The sequence below is a fragment of the Xanthobacter tagetidis genome (assembly GCF_003667445.1).
Taxonomy (GTDB): domain Bacteria; phylum Pseudomonadota; class Alphaproteobacteria; order Rhizobiales; family Xanthobacteraceae; genus Xanthobacter; species Xanthobacter tagetidis.
The window spans coordinates 1-16,934 of record NZ_RCTF01000033.1 but is presented as its reverse complement, the minus strand read 5'-3'; the positions used below and the strand labels follow the sequence as shown (position 1 = coordinate 16,934).

The window sequence follows — 16,934 nt, the reverse complement described above, 5'->3', positions numbered from 1 at the left end:
GCCCGGCGTGCCGGCCGCCTCGGCGCTGCGCCAGCCCTCCGCGCCGAAGCCGCCCGCACCGCCCCGCCCGCAGACCGCCCAGCGCACCCCGGCGCAGGCCCCCGTTCCGGCCGCGCCGGAGCCGGAGCCCCAGCCGCCGAAGCCGCCCGGCTTGTTCGACGCGCTCGCCCCGCTGTTCCCGCCCGGCTTCCTGTCCGGCAACCGCTGAGAAGGACCGCCATGGCATCCCAGCCCCCGCTCTCCTTCGCCCAAACCCTCGGCCGCGCGCTTGCCTCCGGCGCCGCGCGGGTGCTGCGCGCCGCCGGTCAGATCGGCGGGTGGGGCGCGTACCGCCTCGCCCGGCTCGCCCGCAGCACCGCCGTCGGCCTGTTTGGCCTCGCCCGCGTGCTCGGCCGCGGCGCCTATGCCGGAACGCGCTTCTTCCTGCGCGGCCTCGCCGGCCTGGACCGGGGCGACCCGGCCACGGTCGCGCGCTCGCGCCTCAAGCTGATGGCCGGCGCCTTCTGCCTGGTCTTCCTCGCCATCGCCGGCCAGTTGGTGCATCTCGGCCTCACCGACCCCAAGCAGAGCCGGCGCGGCGGCTCGGACGCACTCGCCTCGGCCCGGCCCGACATCCTCGACCGTAACGGCGACGTGGTGGCGATCGACGTGAAGTCGCCCTCGCTGTTCGCCGAGCCGCGCCGCCTGATCGATCCCGACGAGGCGCTCGAAGGCCTGCTGAAGGTGCTGCCGGACCTCAACGTGAGGGAGGTGCGCACGCGCCTCAACTCCGGGCGCGGCTTCGCCTGGCTGCGGCGCGAGATCACCCCGGCCCAGCAGCGCGCCATCTTCCGGCTCGGCCTGCCGGGCATCGGCTTCATCCGCGAGAACCGCCGCGTCTATCCCGACGGGCCGATCCTGTCGCACGTGATCGGCGGCGTGAACGTGGACAACCAGGGCATCGCCGGGCTGGAGAAGTATATCGACAAAGGCGGCCTCGCCGACCTCCACCTTGCCGGCTTCGCCACCGACCGGCAGCAGGAGCCGGTCGCGCTCTCCATGGACGTGAGGGTGCAGCACGCGGTGCGCGACGAACTGGCCGCCGCCAAGGCCAAGTTCTCGGCGCTGCACGCCATGGGCCTCGTGACCGACGTGACCACGGGCGAGATCATCGCCATGGTGTCGCTGCCGGACTACGACCCCAACCAGTCGGGCGACCCCACCGATCAGGCCTATCTGAACCGCCTCACCACCGGCGTCTACGAGATGGGCTCGACCTTCAAGGCGCTGTCGTTCGCCATGGCGCTCGATTCGGGGCGCATCGGGCTCAATTCCTCGTTCGACGCGCGCGGCGCCATGTCGTTCGGGCGGTTCAAGATTTCCGACTATCACGCGGAGAACCGGGTGCTGAGCGTGCCCGAGATCTTCCTCGTCTCGTCCAATGTGGGCACCGCCAAGATGGTGCTGTCGCTGGGCGTGGAAGCGCACAAGGCGTTCCTCAAGAAGATGGGCCAGCTCGACCGCCTCGTCACCGAGCTGCCGGAAAGCTCCATGCCCATCGTGCCCAAGCGCTGGGGCGAGGTGAACTCGGCCACCATCGCGTTCGGCCACGGCCTCTCGGTCGCCCCGCTCCAGGCGGTGATGGCGGTCAATTCCATGGTGAACGGCGGCTATCTGATCCCGCCCACCTTCCTCAAGCGCGACGAGGACGAGGCGCGCAAGGTGGCGACGCGGGTGCTGAAGCCCGAGACCTCCGACAAGATGCGCTATCTGTTCCGCCTCAACGCCGAGAAGGGCACCGCCGGCAAGGCCGAGGTGCCGGGTTATCTGGTCGGCGGCAAGACCGGCACCGCCGAGAAGGTGGTGAACGGACGCTACGCCAAGAACAAGCTGCTCACCTCCTTCACCGCCGTCTTCCCCATGGACAAGCCGAAATACCTGGTGCTGGTGATGCTCGACGAGCCGAAGCCCACCGCGGAGACCCACGGCTACGCCACCTCCGGCTGGAACGCGGCGCCCACCGCGGGCAAGATCGTCGAGCGCATCGCGCCCATGCTCGGCCTCTCGCCGCGCCAGAACCTGCCCAATGCCGAGCAGATCCTGCGCGCCTCCCAGCGGGTGGGCATGCGCTGACCGCCGGGCGGCGGGATGGCAGCCCGCCAAAAGGGGTGCCAGAAGGAGCCCCGATGACCATGATGACCCTGGGACACCTGCTCGAAGGCCACGCCCGGATCGTCGCCGGCGATGGCGCGGCCGTGGCGATCGGCGGCGTCACCGCCGACAGTCGCCAGGTCGCGCCCGGCTTCCTGTTCGTCGCGGTGCCCGGCTCCCGCGCCGACGGCGCGCGCTTCATCCCCGACGCGATCGCCCGCGGCGCCACGGCGGTTCTGATGGAGCCGGCCGGGCAACTGCCGGCCGCGCCCGCCGGCGTGTCGTTCGCCTTCGCGCTCGACGTGCGCCGCGCGCTGAGCCTTGCGGCGGCGCGCTTCTATCCGCGCCAGCCGGCGACCATCGCCGCCGTGACCGGCACCGCCGGCAAGACCTCGGTGGCCTATTTCCTGCGCCAGATGTGGCAGCGGCTCGGCCACAGAGCGGCCTATCTCGGCACCATCGGCCTGGTCGCGCCGGACGGCGCCACCTATGGCAGCCTCACCACGCCCGACCCGGTGGAGCTGCACGCGACGCTCGACCGCCTCGCCGGCGAGGGCGTCACCCACATGGCGCTGGAGGCCTCCTCGCACGGGCTCGACCAGCGCCGGCTCGACGGGGTGCGCCTCGCGGCCGGCGGCTTCACCAATCTCGGCCGCGACCATCTCGACTACCATCCCACCATGGACGCCTACTTCAAGGCCAAGCTGCGCCTCTTCACCGAGGTGATGCCGCCGCAGGCCCCGGCGGTGGGCGTGCTCGACGCGCCGTTTGCCGCCACCGCGCTCGCCTGGGCGCGCACCCGCGGCCTGCCCACGATCGGCATCGGCGATGCGGGCCGGGGCGCGCAGATCGCCGTCGCCGGCATCGACGCCGACGGCGACGGCCAAGTGGTGCGCTTCGCCGACGGCCTCGCGGTGCGGGTGCCGCTGGTGGGCCGCTTCCAGGCTGACAACGCGCTGCTCGCCGCCGGGCTCGCCATCGCCGGCGGCGCGCCCCGCGGCGATGCGCTGGCCGCCATGGCCCACCTTGCCGGCGTGCCGGGACGGCTGGAGCGGATCGGCAGCGATCCGAAGCGGCTCGTGTTCGTGGACTATGCCCACAAGCCGGAGGCGCTCGCCGCCGTGCTCGACACCCTGCGCGGCGCGGTGCCGGGCCGGCTCGTCTGCGTGTTCGGCTGCGGCGGCGACCGCGACGCGGGCAAGCGCCCGCTGATGGGCGCCATCGCCGCCGAAAAGGCGGACCTCGTGATCGTCACCGACGACAATCCGCGCTCGGAGGCCCCGGCCGCGATCCGCGCGCAGATCCTCGCCGCCGCCCCCGGCGCGCGGGAGATCGGCGACCGCGGCGAAGCCATCCGCACCGCCGTCCGGATGCTGGAAGGTGGGGATGCCCTCGTGGTTGCGGGCAAGGGCCACGAAACCGGCCAAATCATCGGCGAGCGAACCTATCCGTTCTCGGACGCTGCGGCGGTGCGCGCCGCTTTGGAGGAGACAGGCGCATGAATTCGGCAGGCGGCGCGGCGCGGGTCGCGAACGAAGAGGCACCGGCGCGCCCGCTGTTCACGCCCGAGGCGCTGGCTGCGGCCACCGGCGGGCAGCTCGCGGGCACGGCGCATCCGGTCACCGGCATCTCCATCGACACACGCTCGCTGAAGCCGGGCGACGCCTTCTTCGCCATCGCCGGCGAGAAGACGGACGGCCATGCCTATGTGGAGGCGGCGCTGGCGGCCGGGGCGGCGCTGTGCGTGGTGGCGCGCGCGAAGGCCGGCGCCTTCGCCGCCGACGCGCGGCTCCTCGTGGTCGAGGACGTGCTGCATGCCCTGGAGGCCACCGGCTGGGCCGCGCGCGCGCGCTCCGGCGCCGGCATCGTCGCGGTGACGGGATCGGTCGGCAAGACCACCACCAAGGAAGCGCTGCGCCTCGCGCTTGCTGCGGACGGGGAGACCCACGCCTCCGCCGCCTCCTACAACAACCATTGGGGCGTGCCGCTCTCCCTCGCCCGCCTGCCGCCGGAGGCGCGCTTCGGCGTGTTCGAGATCGGCATGAACCATCCCGGCGAGATCACGCCGCTGGTGAGGATGGTGCGCCCGCAGGTGGCGATCATCACCACGGTGGAGCCGGTGCACATCGCCCAGTTCAACTCCGTCGAGGAGATCGCCGACGCCAAGGCGGAAATCTTCGACGGGCTGGAGCCGGGCGGCACCGCAGTGCTGAACCTCGACAATCCCCACTTCGCCCGCCTCAAGGCATCCGCCGAGGCCAGGGGCGTCGGCCGCATCGTCACGTTCGGCGCAGCGGACGGCGCCGACGTGCGCCTCACCGACGTGGCGCTCAAGCCCCACTGCTCGGTGGCGGTGGTGGACGTGATGGGCACGCCGATCACCCTCAAGGTTGGCATGCCGGGGCGCCACATCGTGCAGAACATGCTGGCGGTGCTCGCCGCCGCGAAGCTGCTGGGCGCCGACCTCGCGCTCGCCGCGCTGGCGCTCGGCCGCCTCAAGCCGCCGCCGGGGCGCGGCGTGCCGGTCCTGCTGGCGGTGAAGGGCGGCGAGGCGACCCTCATCGACGAGAGCTACAACGCCAACCCGGCCTCCATGCGCGCCGCCATCGACGTGCTCGGCCGGACCCCGGTGGGGCCGCGCGGGCGCCGCGTTGCCGTGCTCGGCGACATGCTGGAGCTGGGCGCGGAGGCCGATGCGCTCCATGCCGGCCTTGCCGAGGCCATCGTCGCGGACCGCATCGACCAGGTGTTCTGCTGCGGGCCGCACATGCATGCCCTGTGGCAGGCGCTTCCCCCGGAGCGTCGGGGCGGCTATGCGGTGCACGCGACACATCTCGAACCCATGGTGGCAGCGGCGATCCGCGCCGGCGACACGCTGATGGTGAAGGGCTCCAACGGCAGCCGCATGGGCCCGCTGGTGAAGAGCCTGACCGAACGCTTCCGCTCCGGCGAGGACGCTTCTCTCGAAGGATGACCCTTTCATGCTCCAGTGGCTGGCCCTGCTGCACCAGGAATTCACCGCCTTCAACGTGTTCCGCTACATCACCTTCCGCACCGGCGGGGCGGTGGTCACGGCGCTGCTGTTCGTGTTCCTGTTCGGCCCGGGCATCATCTCGACGCTGCGCCTGAAGCAGGGCAAGGGCCAGCCGATCCGCACCGACGGGCCGCAGTCGCACCTCATCACCAAGAAGGGCACGCCCACCATGGGCGGGCTGATGATCCTCTCCGGGCTGCTGGTGGCGACGCTCCTGTGGGCGAACCTTTCCAACGCCTATGTCTGGATGGTGCTGATGGTGACGCTCGGCTTCGGGCTCATCGGCTTCTACGACGACTATCTCAAGGTCACGAAGCAGACCCATAACGGCCTGTCCGGCAAGACCCGCCTCGCCATCGAGGCGGTGATCGCGGGCGTCGCCGTGGTGGTGATGATGAATGCCGGCAAGAGCGGGCTTTCCACCTCGGTGGCGTTCCCCTTCTTCAAGGATCTGCTGCTCGACCTCGGCGTGTTCTTCGCGATCTTCGGCGCCTTCGTGATCGTCGCCGCCGGCAATGCAGTGAACCTGACCGACGGGCTCGACGGCCTCGCCATCGTGCCGGTGATGATCGCCGCCGGCTCGTTCGGCTTCATCGCCTATCTCTCGGGCAACGTGGTGTTCGCGGACTACCTGCAGATCCACTACGTGGCCGGCGTCGGCGAGCTGGCGGTGATCTGCGGCGCGCTGATGGGCGCCGGCCTCGGCTTCCTGTGGTTCAATGCGCCGCCGGCGCAGATCTTCATGGGCGACACCGGCTCGCTGGCGCTGGGCGGCCTGCTCGGCACCATCGCGGTGGCCACCAAGCACGAGATCGTGCTGGCGGTGATCGGCGGCCTGTTCGTGCTGGAGGCGGTCTCGGTGATCGTGCAGGTGGTCTCGTTCAAGCTCACCGGCAAGCGCGTGTTCAAGATGGCGCCGATCCACCACCATTTCGAGCAGCTCGGCTGGACCGAGCCGCAGGTGGTGATCCGCTTCTGGATCATCGCCGTGGTGCTGGCGCTGGCCGGCCTCGCCACGCTGAAGCTGCGCTGAGGGCGCGGCTGGGGAGCGCCGGTCGCACGTCGGTTTGAATTGCCGCGGCGGATCTGGCGCGACGCAGAACCCTCTCCCGCTTGCGGGGGAGGGCAGGGTGGGGGAAGTCCTGCGCGCTGCGCCGAACGCCGGTGAACGCCCAGCCTCGCCTGCCCCCTCCCCAACCCTCCCCCGCAAGCGGGAGAGGGCGTCCGGTTCGCTCTCAATCTTGAACGCACACGGCCAGGCCGCGGGCTATTTCCCGCAGGTGTTGATGCCCAGCAGCGGATAGGCCGGGCAGAAGCGGAAGGCGGCGGTGAGCACCATGGCGAGCCCCCATGCGCCGATCAGCCAGGCCCAGTTGCCGAGCCCGGCGAGCGCCGGAACGGTCGGGGCGACGAAAGGCACCAGCACCAGCACGATGCCGACGACGAAGCGCAGGATGCGGTCGATGCCGCCCACATTGGCCATGGCCGATCTCCCTTGAATGACGACGAGAACGCGTGACGACGGGACTGCGCGGCGCTGTCGGCACCGCGCGAACGATACCACATTCAATGTTTTTAATGTGACGGGAAGTCAACGCCGGGATTTCCCCCAAGGGCACTGTGTCGCGGCGCGCCGCGCACCCGCCCCGCCCGTCCCCGAAGGCTCGCCGCGCGCAAAGCCGCTTTCCTCGGGCGCTGAGGCGAATTAGACGACAATGGCGGGCTTTGCGCCGCGCGTCCCTTTGCCGAAGAGAAGATTGCCCGATGATCCCCGTCACCGTGTTCAAGGACCGCACCGTTGCCCTTTTCGGGCTGGGCGGGTCCGGCATCCCCACCGCCTTGGCCCTCATCGCCGGCGGCGCCCGTGTCGTCGCCTTCGACGATGCCGAGCGCTCCCGCCTCAAGGCGCAGGCGGAGGGCATCGAGGTCCAGGACCTGAGGTCCATCGACTGGGGCGGCATCGCCGCCCTGGTGCTGGCGCCCGGCGTGCCGCTCACCCATCCCGCGCCGCACTGGTCGGTGGCGCTCGCCCGCAATGCCGGGGTGGAAGTGATCGGCGACATCGAACTGTTCTGCCGCGAGCGGCAGGCGAGCGCGCGCCGCTCGCCGTTCATCGCCATCACCGGCACCAACGGCAAGTCCACCACCACGGCGCTGATCGCCCATCTGCTGCGCACCGCCGGCCGCGACGTGCAGATGGGCGGCAATATCGGCACCGCCATCCTCTCGCTGGCTCCGCCCAAGCCGGGGCGGGTGCATGTGGTGGAATGCTCCTCCTACCAGATCGACCTTTCCCCCAGCCTCGATCCCTCCGTGGGCATCCAGCTCAACATCACGCCGGACCATCTCGACCGGCACGGCACGCTGGAGAACTACGCCGCGGTGAAGGAGCGGCTCATCACCGGCGTCGAGGGCGGCGGCACCGCCGTGGTCGGGGTGGACGACGACTTCTCCGCCGCCATGGCCGACCGGGCCGAGCGCGCCGGCACCCATGTGGTGCGCGTCTCGGTGCGCCGCCCGCTGCCCGACGGCATCTGGCGCGACGGCGAGAGCCTGGTGGTGTCCGAAGGCGGCGCCGAGCGCTTCCGCCTGCCCTTGGGCGGCATCGGCTCCCTGCGCGGCGCCCACAATGCCCAGAACGCGGCCGCGGCGTTCGCTGCGGTGCGGGCGCTCGGCCTCGCCCCGGAGGTGATCGCCGTCGCCATGAAGCGCTTCCCGGGCCTCGCCCACCGCATGGAGGAGGTCGGCCGCAAGGGCGACGTGCTGTTCGTCAACGACAGCAAGGCCACCAATGCGGACGCGGCCGAGCGGGCGCTGCTCTCGTTCGAGGACATCTTCTGGATCGCCGGCGGCAAGCCCAAGGCCGGCGGCATCGATCCGCTGGCGCCGCATTTCGGGCGGGTGCGCAAGGCCTATCTGATCGGCGAGGCGGCGCAGGACTTCGCCCATGCCCTGGGCGGCGCCGTGGCGCACGAGATCGCCGGCACGCTCGACCAGGCGGTCGCCGCGGCGGCGCGCGACGCTGAGGCGTCCGGCCTCGCCCACCCCGTGGTGCTGCTCTCGCCCGCCTGCGCGAGCTTCGACCAGTATCCCAACTTCGAGGTGAGGGGCGACGCCTTCCGCGACCTCGTCACCGGCCTTCCGGGCGTGACGGCGAACCCGAAGTCCACCGCGCCGGTGGCCCAGCGGGCCGAGCCGGCGCGCGGCGGTCCGCCGCATGGCATGCCCCATGGTCCGTCCTCTGGCATGCCGCCCGGGATGGGCGGGCATCCGGCGGGGCATCCGGGCGGAAAGCCGCCCGGCCGGTGAGTGGGACCGGACCCCGCGGGATTTGACGGGACCGGGTGGACTCTGAGGGATTTTCGGCGGGACTTCGTCGGGATTCCGCGGGACAGTTCCGGCAAATCCCCCGGCCTCAGGCCGCCGTCACGGTCGCTTCGATATTGCCGCGGGTCGCCTTGGAATAGGGGCACATCCGGTGCGCCTCCTCCAGCAGCGCCTGCATCGCCGCCTGGTCCTGGCCGGGAATGCGGCCGGTGATCTTCACCGCCAGCGCGAACCCGTCCTCCACCTTGCCGAGGCTTGCGGCGACAGTGACTTCGCCCTGCGAGGCATCCACTCCCTTGCGCTTCGCCACCGCCTCCAAGGCGCTGCCGAAGCAGGCGGCGTAGCCGGCGGCGAACAGGTGCTCCGGCGTGGTCTTCCCCTGCTCCAGCACGCCGTTCTTCGGCATGCCGAGGTCGACGGAAACGGAGCCGTCCGAAGTCTGCGAATGCCCATGCCGCCCGCCCTTGGCGGTCGCGGTGGCGGTGAAGAGGGTCTCGAACGCCATTGGCTGCTCCCCTTGATCTGCCCGGCCGCCGCCCTCCGGCGCCGGATGCAATCCCTATAGAACTGCGCAGCGCGCGGGGCGTTCCTGTTGCTCCCGGCCTTGTGGATCGGCAGCGCCCGTTCTACCTGTGCGCCGCAACAGACGGAGACCCTGATGGCCGATACCGCGAGCGCCCTGTTCCCGCCCCTCGTGCCCGGATTGTCGGTGTTCGCGGACGATTACGACCTGATCCTCTGCGACGTCTGGGGCGTTGTGCACAACGGCATCACCGCCTTTCCGGCGGCGGCCGACGCGCTGACCCGGGCGCGCGAAGGCGGGCGCACGGTGCTCCTCGTCTCCAACGCGCCGCGGCCCAATCCCTTCATCGTGAAGATGCTCGACCGCCTCGGCGTGCCGCGCTCGGCCTATGACGACGTGGTCACTTCCGGCGACGTGACGCGGGCGCTGATCGCGGCGCGGCCGGGCGTGAAGGTGTTCCATCTCGGGCCGGAGCGCGACATCGGCACCTTCGACGGCCTCGACATGGTGAAGGCGTCGATGGAGGATGCCGACATCACCGTCTGCACCGGCCTGCTCGACGACGAGGTGGAGACGCCGGACGACTATCGCGACCTGCTCGGCCGCATGAAGGCGCGCGCTCTGCCGTTCATCTGCGCCAATCCGGACCTGGTGGTGGAGCGCGGCGAGAAGCTGGTCTACTGCGCCGGCGCCATCGCCCAGGCCTATGAGGAGATCGGCGGCGCGGCGGTCTATTGCGGCAAGCCCCATCGCCCGATCTACGAGGCGGCGCTCGCCCGGGCGACGGAGCTGCGCGGCGCGCCGGTGGCGAAGGAGCGCGTGCTCGGCATCGGCGACGCGCTGCGCACCGACATCGCCGGGGCCAACGATGCCGGCTTCGACAGCCTGTTCATCGCCAGCGGAATCCATGCGGGCGAGCTGAATGCGGTGGACGGCGCGGTGCCCGACGAGGCCTCGCTCTCGGCCCTGTTCGACGGGCACGCTCATCCGCGCGGAGTGATGCCGCGCCTCGCCTGGTGAGGGCGCCGTCGGCGCGGATCGCTTGACGGCCCGTGCCGCCTGCGCCTAGAGGACGCGCCGATGGGCGCGTGAGGCGGGCCGATCGGGCGACCGGAGCGCGTGCGCCCCAGGCGCCGGACGGCCGCCCGTCCCGAACGAGCCGAGGCCCCCGCCGCTCATGCAGAACTCCCTTCCCGACGTCTTCACCGTTCTGCGCAACGCCGACGCCGTGCCCGAGCGCCTCGCCCGGCCGGTGCTCGCGATCGGCAATTTCGACGGCGTCCACCGCGGACACCGGGCGGTGATCGACGCCGCGCGCGCCATGGCCCAGGACGAGGGCGTGGCGGCGCTGGCGCTGACCTTCGAGCCGCACCCGCGGGCCTTCTTCTCCCCCAAGACCGCCCCCTTCCGCCTCACGCCCGAGCCGGCGAAGCTCGCCCAGCTGGCCGAGGCGGGCCTCGACGGGGCGGTGGTGCTCGATTTCGACGCCGCCCTGGCGGCGGTGGAGGCGGAGGCCTTCGTCGCCGACATCCTGGTCGGCCGCTATGGCGTAAGCGGGGTCGCCGTGGGCTTCGACTTCCACTTCGGCCGCGCCCGCGCCGGCTCGCCCGCCTTCCTGAAGGAGGCCGGCGCGCGCCACGGCTTCCAGGTCGCGGTGGTCGAGCCCATGCGCGACGAGGGCGACGCCATCTCCTCCACCGGCATCCGCAACGCGCTGGCGGCGGGCCAGGTGGGCCATGCGGCGCACATGCTGGGGCGGCCCTTCTCCTTCACCGCGCGGGTGATCCACGGCGACAAGCGCGGGCGGGAGCTGGGCTTTCCCACCGCCAACCTGGAGCTGCCCGAGGGCGCCGAACTCGCCTTCGGCGTCTATGCGGTGCGCGCCTGGCACGGCATGCGCCGGCTCGACGGGGTGGCGAGCTACGGCCGCCGGCCCACCTTCGACAACGGCCGGCCGCTGTTCGAGGTCTATCTGTTCGACTTCTCCGGCGACCTCTACGGCGCCGCGCTGGAGGTGGAGCTTGCCGCCTACCTGCGGCCCGAGCTGAAGTTCGACGGCATCGCGCCGCTCATCGCCCAGATGCACCTGGATTCGGCCCAGGCCCGCGCGGTGCTGTCCGGCAACGCGGAGTAGGCGCCCCGAGGGCCTGGCGAGGCCTGCCCGCGCGCACCTGCCATCTTGTATCTGTTTTGATACAAGATAAGGCTGAGCCGAGCGCTCCGTCGCATGACCGCGGCTCGCCCGTGCGGCGCGCCTGGCCGGAGCCGGGCGCCAACCGGTTCGGCCGCGCCCTGCCGCCCCCATGGGCGCAGGGTGGGCGGCCGTGGCAAGGAAAGGCACACTTATGGCCCATACGACGGCGGAGCTGGACGCGCTGCTCATGCAGCGTTCGCTGACCGACCCCGAGCTTCTCGCCGCGGCGGACGCGGCGGCGGACTTTCGCATCCTGCCCGACGCCACGGTGATCAAGATCGGCGGCCAGAGCATGATCGACCGCGGCCGCGCGGCGGTCTATCCGCTGGTGGACGAGATCGTCGCCGCCCGCAAGACGCACAAGCTGCTGATCGGCACCGGCGCCGGCACCCGCGCCCGCCACCTCTATTCGATCGCCGCCGAGCTGAACCTGCCGGCCGGCGTGCTCTCGCAGCTCGGCGCCTCGGTGGCGGACCAGAACGCCGCCATGCTCGGCCAGCTTCTGGCCAAGCACGGCATCTCCATGGTGGACGGCGCCGGGCTCTCGGCCGTGCCGCTCTACCTCGCCGAGGTGAACGCGGTGGTGTTCAGCGGCATGCCGCCCTACGGCCTGTGGACCCGCCCCGCCGCCGAAGGCGTGATCCCGCCCTACCGCACCGATGCCGGCTGCTTCCTGCTGGCCGAGCAGTTCGGCTGCAAGGCGATGGTCTATGTGAAGGACGAGGACGGCCTCTACAGCGCCAACCCCAAGACCGCCAAGGACGCGACCTTCATCCCGAAAATCTCGGTCGACGAGATGCTGGCGCGCGGCCTGGCCGATTCCATCCTCGAATTCCCGATGCTCGATCTGCTCAAGAAGGCGCGCCACGTGCGGCAGGTGCAGGTGGTGAACGGCCTCAAGCCCGGCAACCTCACCCGCGCGCTCGCCGGCGAGCATGTGGGCACCATCATCACCGCGCGCTGAGGAGCACGACCATGTCCGCCATCAAGCACGTGGCCTCGCCGCTCGCGAGCCAGACCCTCCTCGACGGCCAGCTCACCCGCCCGGTGGCCGGCGTGAAGCCGATCCGCCTGCTGCCCTGGCTGCAGGTGGTGAAGATCGGCGGCCGCTCCATCATGGACCGCGGGCCGCAGGCGATCCTTCCCATGGTGGAGGAGATCCACAGCTTGCTGCCGGAGCACCGCCTGCTGATCCTCACCGGCGCCGGCGTGCGCGCCCGGCATCTCTACAGCGTCGGCCTCGATCTCGGCCTGCCGGTGGGCTCGCTGGCGCCGCTCGCCGCCAGCGAGGCCGGCCAGAACGGCCATATCCTCGCGGCCATGCTGGCGCCGGACGGGGTGTCCTATATCGAGCACCCGACCATCGCCAACCAGCTGGCGATCCACCTCACCGCAGCCCGCGCGGTGGTGGGCAGCGCGTTCCCGCCCTACCACCACCACGAATTCCCGGGCTCGCGCCTGCCGATCCACCGCGCCGACACCGGCGCCTTCCTGGTGGCGGACGCGCTGGGCGCCGCCGGCCTCACCATCGTCGAGGACGTGGACGGGGTGTACAGCGCCGATCCCAACGGCGCCGGCGGGGACAAGGCGACCTTCGTGCCGGAGACCAGCGCGGCGGAACTCGCAGGCACGGCGGGGACGCTGCCGTTCGACCGCGCGCTGGTGGAGGTGATGGCCACCGCCCGCCACATCGAGCGGGTGCAGGTGGTGAACGGGCTCGTGCCCGGCCGCCTCACGGCGGCGCTCAGGGGCGAGCACGTGGGCACCATCGTCCATACCGGCGCGCGCCGGAACTGACGCCCGCCGGGGAGAGCACCCGCCGCCAAGCGGGTGCGCCGTCCGCTCACTCGGTCATCGCGCCGTACATCAGGTTCTTGAACAGCATGCGGGTGTGGACCCGCGGCGTCGGCGCCGCGGCCATGAACACGCCCACCAGGTCCTCCTTCGGATCGATGGTGAAGCTGGTGCCGCCGGCCCCCGCCCACATGGCGTCGCCCGGCGATCCGGGCACCACCGCCATGCCCTCCTGGCGGCGGATGCCGAAGCCGAGCCCGAAGCCGTAGCCCGGCCCGGTGGTGCCGGCGGTGGAGCCGCCGAGCCCGAGCGTGTGGTCGGACAGCATGAAGTCCACCGTGCGCGGCGAGAGGATGCGCACGCCGTCGAGCTCGCCGCCGTTCAGCATCATCTGCGCGAAGCGGAAATAGTCCTGCGCCGTGGTCACCGTTCCGGCGCCGCCCAGGCGGTAGCGCTTGCCCGGGTCCTGGTCCACGCGCACCCACTTCCAGCCGTCGACCTTCTGCGGGTCCGTGTCGAGCGCGTCGGCAAGGCGGGCGGTCTGGTCTGGGGTCAGCTGGAAATGCGTGTCCTTCATGCCGAGCGGCTTGAACAGCTCGTCCTCCAGGAACACGTCGAGCCGCTTGCCGCTGACACGCTCCACGACGATGCCGAGCACGTCCACCGACAGCCCGTACTCGAAGCGCGTGCCCGGCTCGTAGGCGAGAGGGGTCGCGGCGAGGCGCTTCACGAATTCCTCGGGCGAGAGGTCGCCGTCGCGGCTTTCGAGGTCCGCCTTCAGATAGGCGTCCTTCAGCTCGGGGAAGGGCGCGCTCACGGAATAGGTGAGGCCGGTGGTGTGCCGCAGAAGGTCATGCACCGTCATGGTGCGCGTCGCCGGCACCGCCTCGCGCGTGATCTTGCCGCTGGCGTCGGTCTTCTCCGCGAGCACGGTCATCGCCTTCATCTCGGGGATGTAGGTCGCCACCGGATCGCGCAAGGAGAGCTGGCCGCGCTCCACCAGCATCATCGCCGCCACCGCGACGAACGGCTTGGTCATGGAGAAGGCGCGGAACACCGCGTCCTTGGGCATGGGCTTGGTCTTGGCCGCATCGAGGAAGCCGTACGCCTCGAAGTGCACGATCTCGCCGTCGCGGGCGATCAGCGTCACGGCGCCGGGCATGGTGCCCTTGTCGATCTCGCGCGCCATGGCGGCCTTGATGCGCTCCAGCGCCTTTGTGGAGAAGCCAAGCTCCTCCGCGGGGCTGCGGGCAAAAGCGGGGACGGCGGAAACGAGGCTGAGCGCCAGCGCCGCCGGCAAGAGCAGGGACCGATGCATGTCTCCTCCCGGGAGATGTTGGTATGGAGGCAAAGAGCTTCCGACGCCTCGTTCCCGCGCTGCGGAGCAACGCGGATGGCGCTTCTTTAAATCGTTTTAGGAACACGCCGCGAAGGGGACGGATGTGTCTTCCTCACGGCGGGCTCGGTCGGCGGATTACCTAACGGCAGAAGAATGCCGTACCTCATGCAGGCTGTCGAGACCGCAGACGAGGCCGTGTGGACCGTTTGCCGGTTAGCCGCGCCTTAACCGTCCCGCGCCATCATCGAGTCTCCAGAAAGTGCCGCCTCCGCCACCGGCGAGCGGCACGAGCGAGGCCGAACACCTTGTCCGATTCCGCGCCGCCGGCGTCCCCCGTGGAGGATCGCCGTTCCCCGTTCATCCGCCTCGCCGAGCTGCTCGCTCCGGTGGCGCCGGCGCGCGCGCCGCTCAGCGCCGCGGTGGGCGAGCCGCAGCACGCCATGCCGCCGTTCGTGGGCGACGTGCTGGCCAAGTCCCTTGCCGGCTTCGGCCGCTACCCCCGCGCCGAGGGCACCACGGCGTTCCGCGACGCCGCCGCCGCCTGGCTCGGCCGCCGCTACGCCCTGGCCCGGCCGGTGGATGCCGAGCGCGAGGTGCTGGTGCTCAACGGTTCGCGCGAAGGCCTGTTCTCCGCCGCCATCGTCGCCCGGCGCCTTGCCGACGCGCGCCGGGACTATGGCGGCCGGCGGCCGGCGATGCTGCTGCCCAATCCGTTCTACGCCGCCTATGCGGCCGGCGCCGAGGCGGCCGGGTGCGAGGCGGTGATCCTGCCCACCACCCGCGACAGCGGCTGGCTGCCGGACCTTGCGGCGCTCACGCCCGAGCTGATGGCGCGCACCGTCGCCGTGTTCCTGGCCTCGCCCGCCAACCCGCAGGGCGCGCTGGCTTCGCCCGCTTACCTTGCCGAACTGCTGCGCCTGTGCCGGGACCATGGCGCCTACCTGTTCGCCGACGAGTGCTATTCGGAGATTTATCTCGGCGCCGAGACGCCGGCCGGCCTCCTGGAGGTGGCGGGCGGCGACTTCTCCAACGCGCTCGCCTTCAACTCGCTCTCCAAGCGCTCGTCGCTGCCGGGCCTGCGCTGCGGCTTCATCGCCGGCGACCCCGATTTCCTGAAAAGCTTCCTCGCCTTCCGCTGGGTGGCCGCGCCGCAGGTGCCCGAGCCGCTGCAGGCGGTCGGCGTCGCCGCGCTCGGCGACGAGGCGCACGTGGATGCCTCGCGCGATCTCTACAAGGCCAAGTTCGATCTCGCCGACCGCATGCTCGCCGGGCGCTTCGGCTATGAGCGGCCGGGCGGCGGCTTCTTCCTGTGGCTCGACGTCGCCGCCGCCGGCGGCGGCGAACAGGCCGCGCTCAGGCTCTGGCGCGAGCAGGGCCTGCGCGTGGTGCCGGGCGGCTATCTCGCCCGGCGCGACCTCTCCGGAAAGAACCCCTGCGACGCTTATATCCGCGTCGCGCTCGTGCAAGACCTCGCCGCCTGCGAGGAGGTGCTCGCCCGCCTCCTCGACGGCCTCGCCTGAAGGAGAGGGAGAACCATGGCCCGCCGCCCCGCCGCCGACGCCGTGATGCATTCGCGCCTGGAAGGTCGCGCCGACCCGCTCCACGTGCCGCACCTCGGCCTCGTCCCGGACGGGCTGAAGCAGGCCGTGCGCCGCCGCAGCCGGGAGATCATCGGCGCGGGCCTGCTCGCCGCCGGCATGCTGGCCATGGTGGCGCTCGTCACCTGGTCGGCGAGCGACCCGAGCCTGTCCAACGCCACCGGCGGCACGGTGAAGAACCTGCTCGGCCGGCCCGGCGCGGTGGTCGCCGACATGCTGATGCAGCTGTTCGGCCTCGCCTGCATCGCCATCGTCGCACCGCTGCTGGTGTGGGGCTGGGGCATGCTCACCCACCGCCCGTTCAGCCGGGCGCGGCTGCGGCTCGCCGCCTGGACCTTGGGCGTGATCGGCGTCTGCGCCTTCCTCTCCGCCATGCCGCGCCTCGGCGCCTGGCCGACCCCGGCGGGCCTCGGGGGGGTGATCGGCGACCTGTTCCCGCGCGCCGCCGCCGTGCTGCGCGGCGGCTGGGGCGACCCCATGGACGGCATCCTGATCGCGGCCGCCGGCCTCGCTCTGGCGCTCGGCGGCCTGTTCTTCGCCCTCAGCGGCGGACGGCGCACGCCGCTCGGCGTCAACGGCGCGCACGAGGACGACGAGGATGCCGACGACGGCACCTCGATCTCGCTGGGCGCCATCACTCACACCTTCCTGTCGCTGAAGGCGCGCCTGTTCCCCGGCCGCCGCCTGCCGCGCATCGCCATGGGCGGGGTCGGCGCCTTCGCCAAGGAGATGTTCGCTTCCGAGCGCCCGGCCGCCGACACGCGGAGCCGGATGGAGCCGAGCCTTGCCGGCCGCCGCGCCGCGCCGGCGCCGCAGGGCGATGCCGACGACGACGGCGACTATGACGCGCCGCCGCCGCGCTCCGGCGTGCCGGGCGCTCGGAAGCGAACATCTCCTTGGCGAAGGCGCCGACCCCGCCCATGGCGATGCGCGGCAGGCGGCGGCCGGGGAACAGGCGCGCCTTCAGCGACAGGAAGGTGTGAGTGATGGCGCCC

General features: G+C 71.7%; 14 protein-coding genes and 1 pseudogene. 12 read left to right on the top strand and 3 right to left on the bottom strand.

All coding sequences use genetic code 11. The features are described from left to right. From D9R14_RS23230 to mraY, 5 genes and pseudogenes are all read left to right on the top strand, one after another. A pseudogene (locus D9R14_RS23230) lies at positions 1-208 on the top strand (hypothetical protein); the annotation flags it as partial. An 11-nt stretch (positions 209-219) separates the two neighbouring features. After that, on the top strand, positions 220-2,112 hold the full coding sequence (locus tag D9R14_RS22555; RefSeq protein ID WP_245420939.1) for a peptidoglycan D,D-transpeptidase FtsI family protein: 1,893 nt from the start codon (positions 220-222) through the stop codon (positions 2,110-2,112). A 62-nt stretch (positions 2,113-2,174) separates the two neighbouring features. Continuing rightward, a complete protein-coding gene (locus tag D9R14_RS22550) occupies positions 2,175-3,632 on the top strand; it encodes a UDP-N-acetylmuramoyl-L-alanyl-D-glutamate--2,6-diaminopimelate ligase (protein ID WP_245420940.1) in 1,458 nt (485 codons plus the stop codon). Then, positions 3,629-5,104 (top strand): UDP-N-acetylmuramoylalanyl-D-glutamyl-2,6-diaminopimelate--D-alanyl-D-alanine ligase, encoded by a 1,476-nt coding sequence (locus D9R14_RS22545; protein ID WP_121625897.1) that lies wholly within the window; start codon positions 3,629-3,631, stop codon positions 5,102-5,104. Before D9R14_RS22550 ends, D9R14_RS22545 begins: the two co-directional genes overlap by 4 nt. Before the next feature lie 7 nt (positions 5,105-5,111). Beyond that, positions 5,112-6,197 (top strand): phospho-N-acetylmuramoyl-pentapeptide-transferase, encoded by a 1,086-nt coding sequence (gene mraY, locus D9R14_RS22540; protein WP_121625895.1) that lies wholly within the window; start codon positions 5,112-5,114, stop codon positions 6,195-6,197. Positions 6,198-6,431: 234 nt separating this feature from the next. Here mraY and D9R14_RS22535 read toward each other — a convergent pair whose 3' ends face one another. After that, positions 6,432-6,647 (bottom strand): YgaP family membrane protein, encoded by a 216-nt coding sequence (locus D9R14_RS22535; protein ID WP_121625893.1) that lies wholly within the window; start codon positions 6,645-6,647, stop codon positions 6,432-6,434. 281 nt (positions 6,648-6,928) lie between these two features. Between D9R14_RS22535 and murD the strand changes: the two genes are divergently transcribed. Next, positions 6,929-8,473, top strand: a complete 1,545-nt coding sequence (gene murD / locus D9R14_RS22530) for a UDP-N-acetylmuramoyl-L-alanine--D-glutamate ligase (protein WP_121625891.1) — start codon at positions 6,929-6,931, stop codon at positions 8,471-8,473. Between the two features lie 106 nt (positions 8,474-8,579). Here murD and D9R14_RS22525 read toward each other — a convergent pair whose 3' ends face one another. Continuing rightward, positions 8,580-8,996, bottom strand: a complete 417-nt coding sequence (locus D9R14_RS22525) for an Ohr family peroxiredoxin (RefSeq protein ID WP_121625889.1) — start codon at positions 8,994-8,996, stop codon at positions 8,580-8,582. A gap of 153 nt (positions 8,997-9,149) precedes the next feature. Between D9R14_RS22525 and D9R14_RS22520 the strand changes: the two genes are divergently transcribed. The 4 genes from D9R14_RS22520 (at position 9,150) to D9R14_RS22505 (ending at position 13,005) form a co-directional block, all read left to right on the top strand. Next, positions 9,150-10,034, top strand: a complete 885-nt coding sequence (locus D9R14_RS22520) for a TIGR01459 family HAD-type hydrolase (protein ID WP_121625887.1) — start codon at positions 9,150-9,152, stop codon at positions 10,032-10,034. A 157-nt stretch (positions 10,035-10,191) separates the two neighbouring features. Then, on the top strand, positions 10,192-11,148 hold the full coding sequence (locus D9R14_RS22515) for a bifunctional riboflavin kinase/FAD synthetase (protein ID WP_121625885.1): 957 nt from the start codon (positions 10,192-10,194) through the stop codon (positions 11,146-11,148). Between the two features lie 211 nt (positions 11,149-11,359). Next, a complete protein-coding gene (locus tag D9R14_RS22510; RefSeq protein ID WP_121625883.1) occupies positions 11,360-12,172 on the top strand; it encodes an amino acid kinase family protein in 813 nt (270 codons plus the stop codon). An 11-nt stretch (positions 12,173-12,183) separates the two neighbouring features. After that, on the top strand, positions 12,184-13,005 hold the full coding sequence (locus D9R14_RS22505; RefSeq protein ID WP_121625881.1) for an amino acid kinase family protein: 822 nt from the start codon (positions 12,184-12,186) through the stop codon (positions 13,003-13,005). A 46-nt stretch (positions 13,006-13,051) separates the two neighbouring features. On the opposite strand, the gene D9R14_RS22500 is transcribed toward D9R14_RS22505, so the two are convergent. Further along, complete coding sequence (locus D9R14_RS22500) at positions 13,052-14,320, bottom strand: serine hydrolase domain-containing protein (protein WP_121625879.1); 1,269 nt, start codon at positions 14,318-14,320, stop codon at positions 13,052-13,054. A 356-nt stretch (positions 14,321-14,676) separates the two neighbouring features. Between D9R14_RS22500 and D9R14_RS22495 the strand changes: the two genes are divergently transcribed. Continuing rightward, the gene (locus D9R14_RS22495) at positions 14,677-15,861 is read left to right on the top strand and encodes an aminotransferase class I/II-fold pyridoxal phosphate-dependent enzyme (protein ID WP_245420938.1); all 1,185 of its coding nucleotides are present in this window, start codon (positions 14,677-14,679) and stop codon (positions 15,859-15,861) included. 15 nt (positions 15,862-15,876) lie between these two features. Beyond that, complete coding sequence (locus D9R14_RS22490) at positions 15,877-16,926, top strand: DNA translocase FtsK 4TM domain-containing protein (protein ID WP_121625875.1); 1,050 nt, start codon at positions 15,877-15,879, stop codon at positions 16,924-16,926. The last annotated feature ends 8 nt before the right edge of the window (positions 16,927-16,934 follow it).

Coding starts and splice junctions, on each gene's coding strand:
- D9R14_RS22520 (WP_121625887.1), top strand. CDS start 9,150: ATGGCCGATACCGCGAGCGCCCTGTTCCCGCCCCTCGTGCCCGGATTG.
- D9R14_RS22510 (WP_121625883.1), top strand. CDS start 11,360: ATGGCCCATACGACGGCGGAGCTGGACGCGCTGCTCATGCAGCGTTCG.
- D9R14_RS22555 (WP_245420939.1), top strand. CDS start 220: ATGGCATCCCAGCCCCCGCTCTCCTTCGCCCAAACCCTCGGCCGCGCG.
- D9R14_RS22490 (WP_121625875.1), top strand. CDS start 15,877: ATGGCCCGCCGCCCCGCCGCCGACGCCGTGATGCATTCGCGCCTGGAA.
- mraY (WP_121625895.1), top strand. CDS start 5,112: ATGCTCCAGTGGCTGGCCCTGCTGCACCAGGAATTCACCGCCTTCAAC.
- D9R14_RS22505 (WP_121625881.1), top strand. CDS start 12,184: ATGTCCGCCATCAAGCACGTGGCCTCGCCGCTCGCGAGCCAGACCCTC.
- D9R14_RS22550 (WP_245420940.1), top strand. CDS start 2,175: ATGACCCTGGGACACCTGCTCGAAGGCCACGCCCGGATCGTCGCCGGC.
- D9R14_RS22500 (WP_121625879.1), bottom strand. CDS start 14,320: ATGCATCGGTCCCTGCTCTTGCCGGCGGCGCTGGCGCTCAGCCTCGTT.
- D9R14_RS22535 (WP_121625893.1), bottom strand. CDS start 6,647: ATGGCCAATGTGGGCGGCATCGACCGCATCCTGCGCTTCGTCGTCGGC.
- murD (WP_121625891.1), top strand. CDS start 6,929: ATGATCCCCGTCACCGTGTTCAAGGACCGCACCGTTGCCCTTTTCGGG.
- D9R14_RS22525 (WP_121625889.1), bottom strand. CDS start 8,996: ATGGCGTTCGAGACCCTCTTCACCGCCACCGCGACCGCCAAGGGCGGG.
- D9R14_RS22515 (WP_121625885.1), top strand. CDS start 10,192: ATGCAGAACTCCCTTCCCGACGTCTTCACCGTTCTGCGCAACGCCGAC.
- D9R14_RS22545 (WP_121625897.1), top strand. CDS start 3,629: ATGAATTCGGCAGGCGGCGCGGCGCGGGTCGCGAACGAAGAGGCACCG.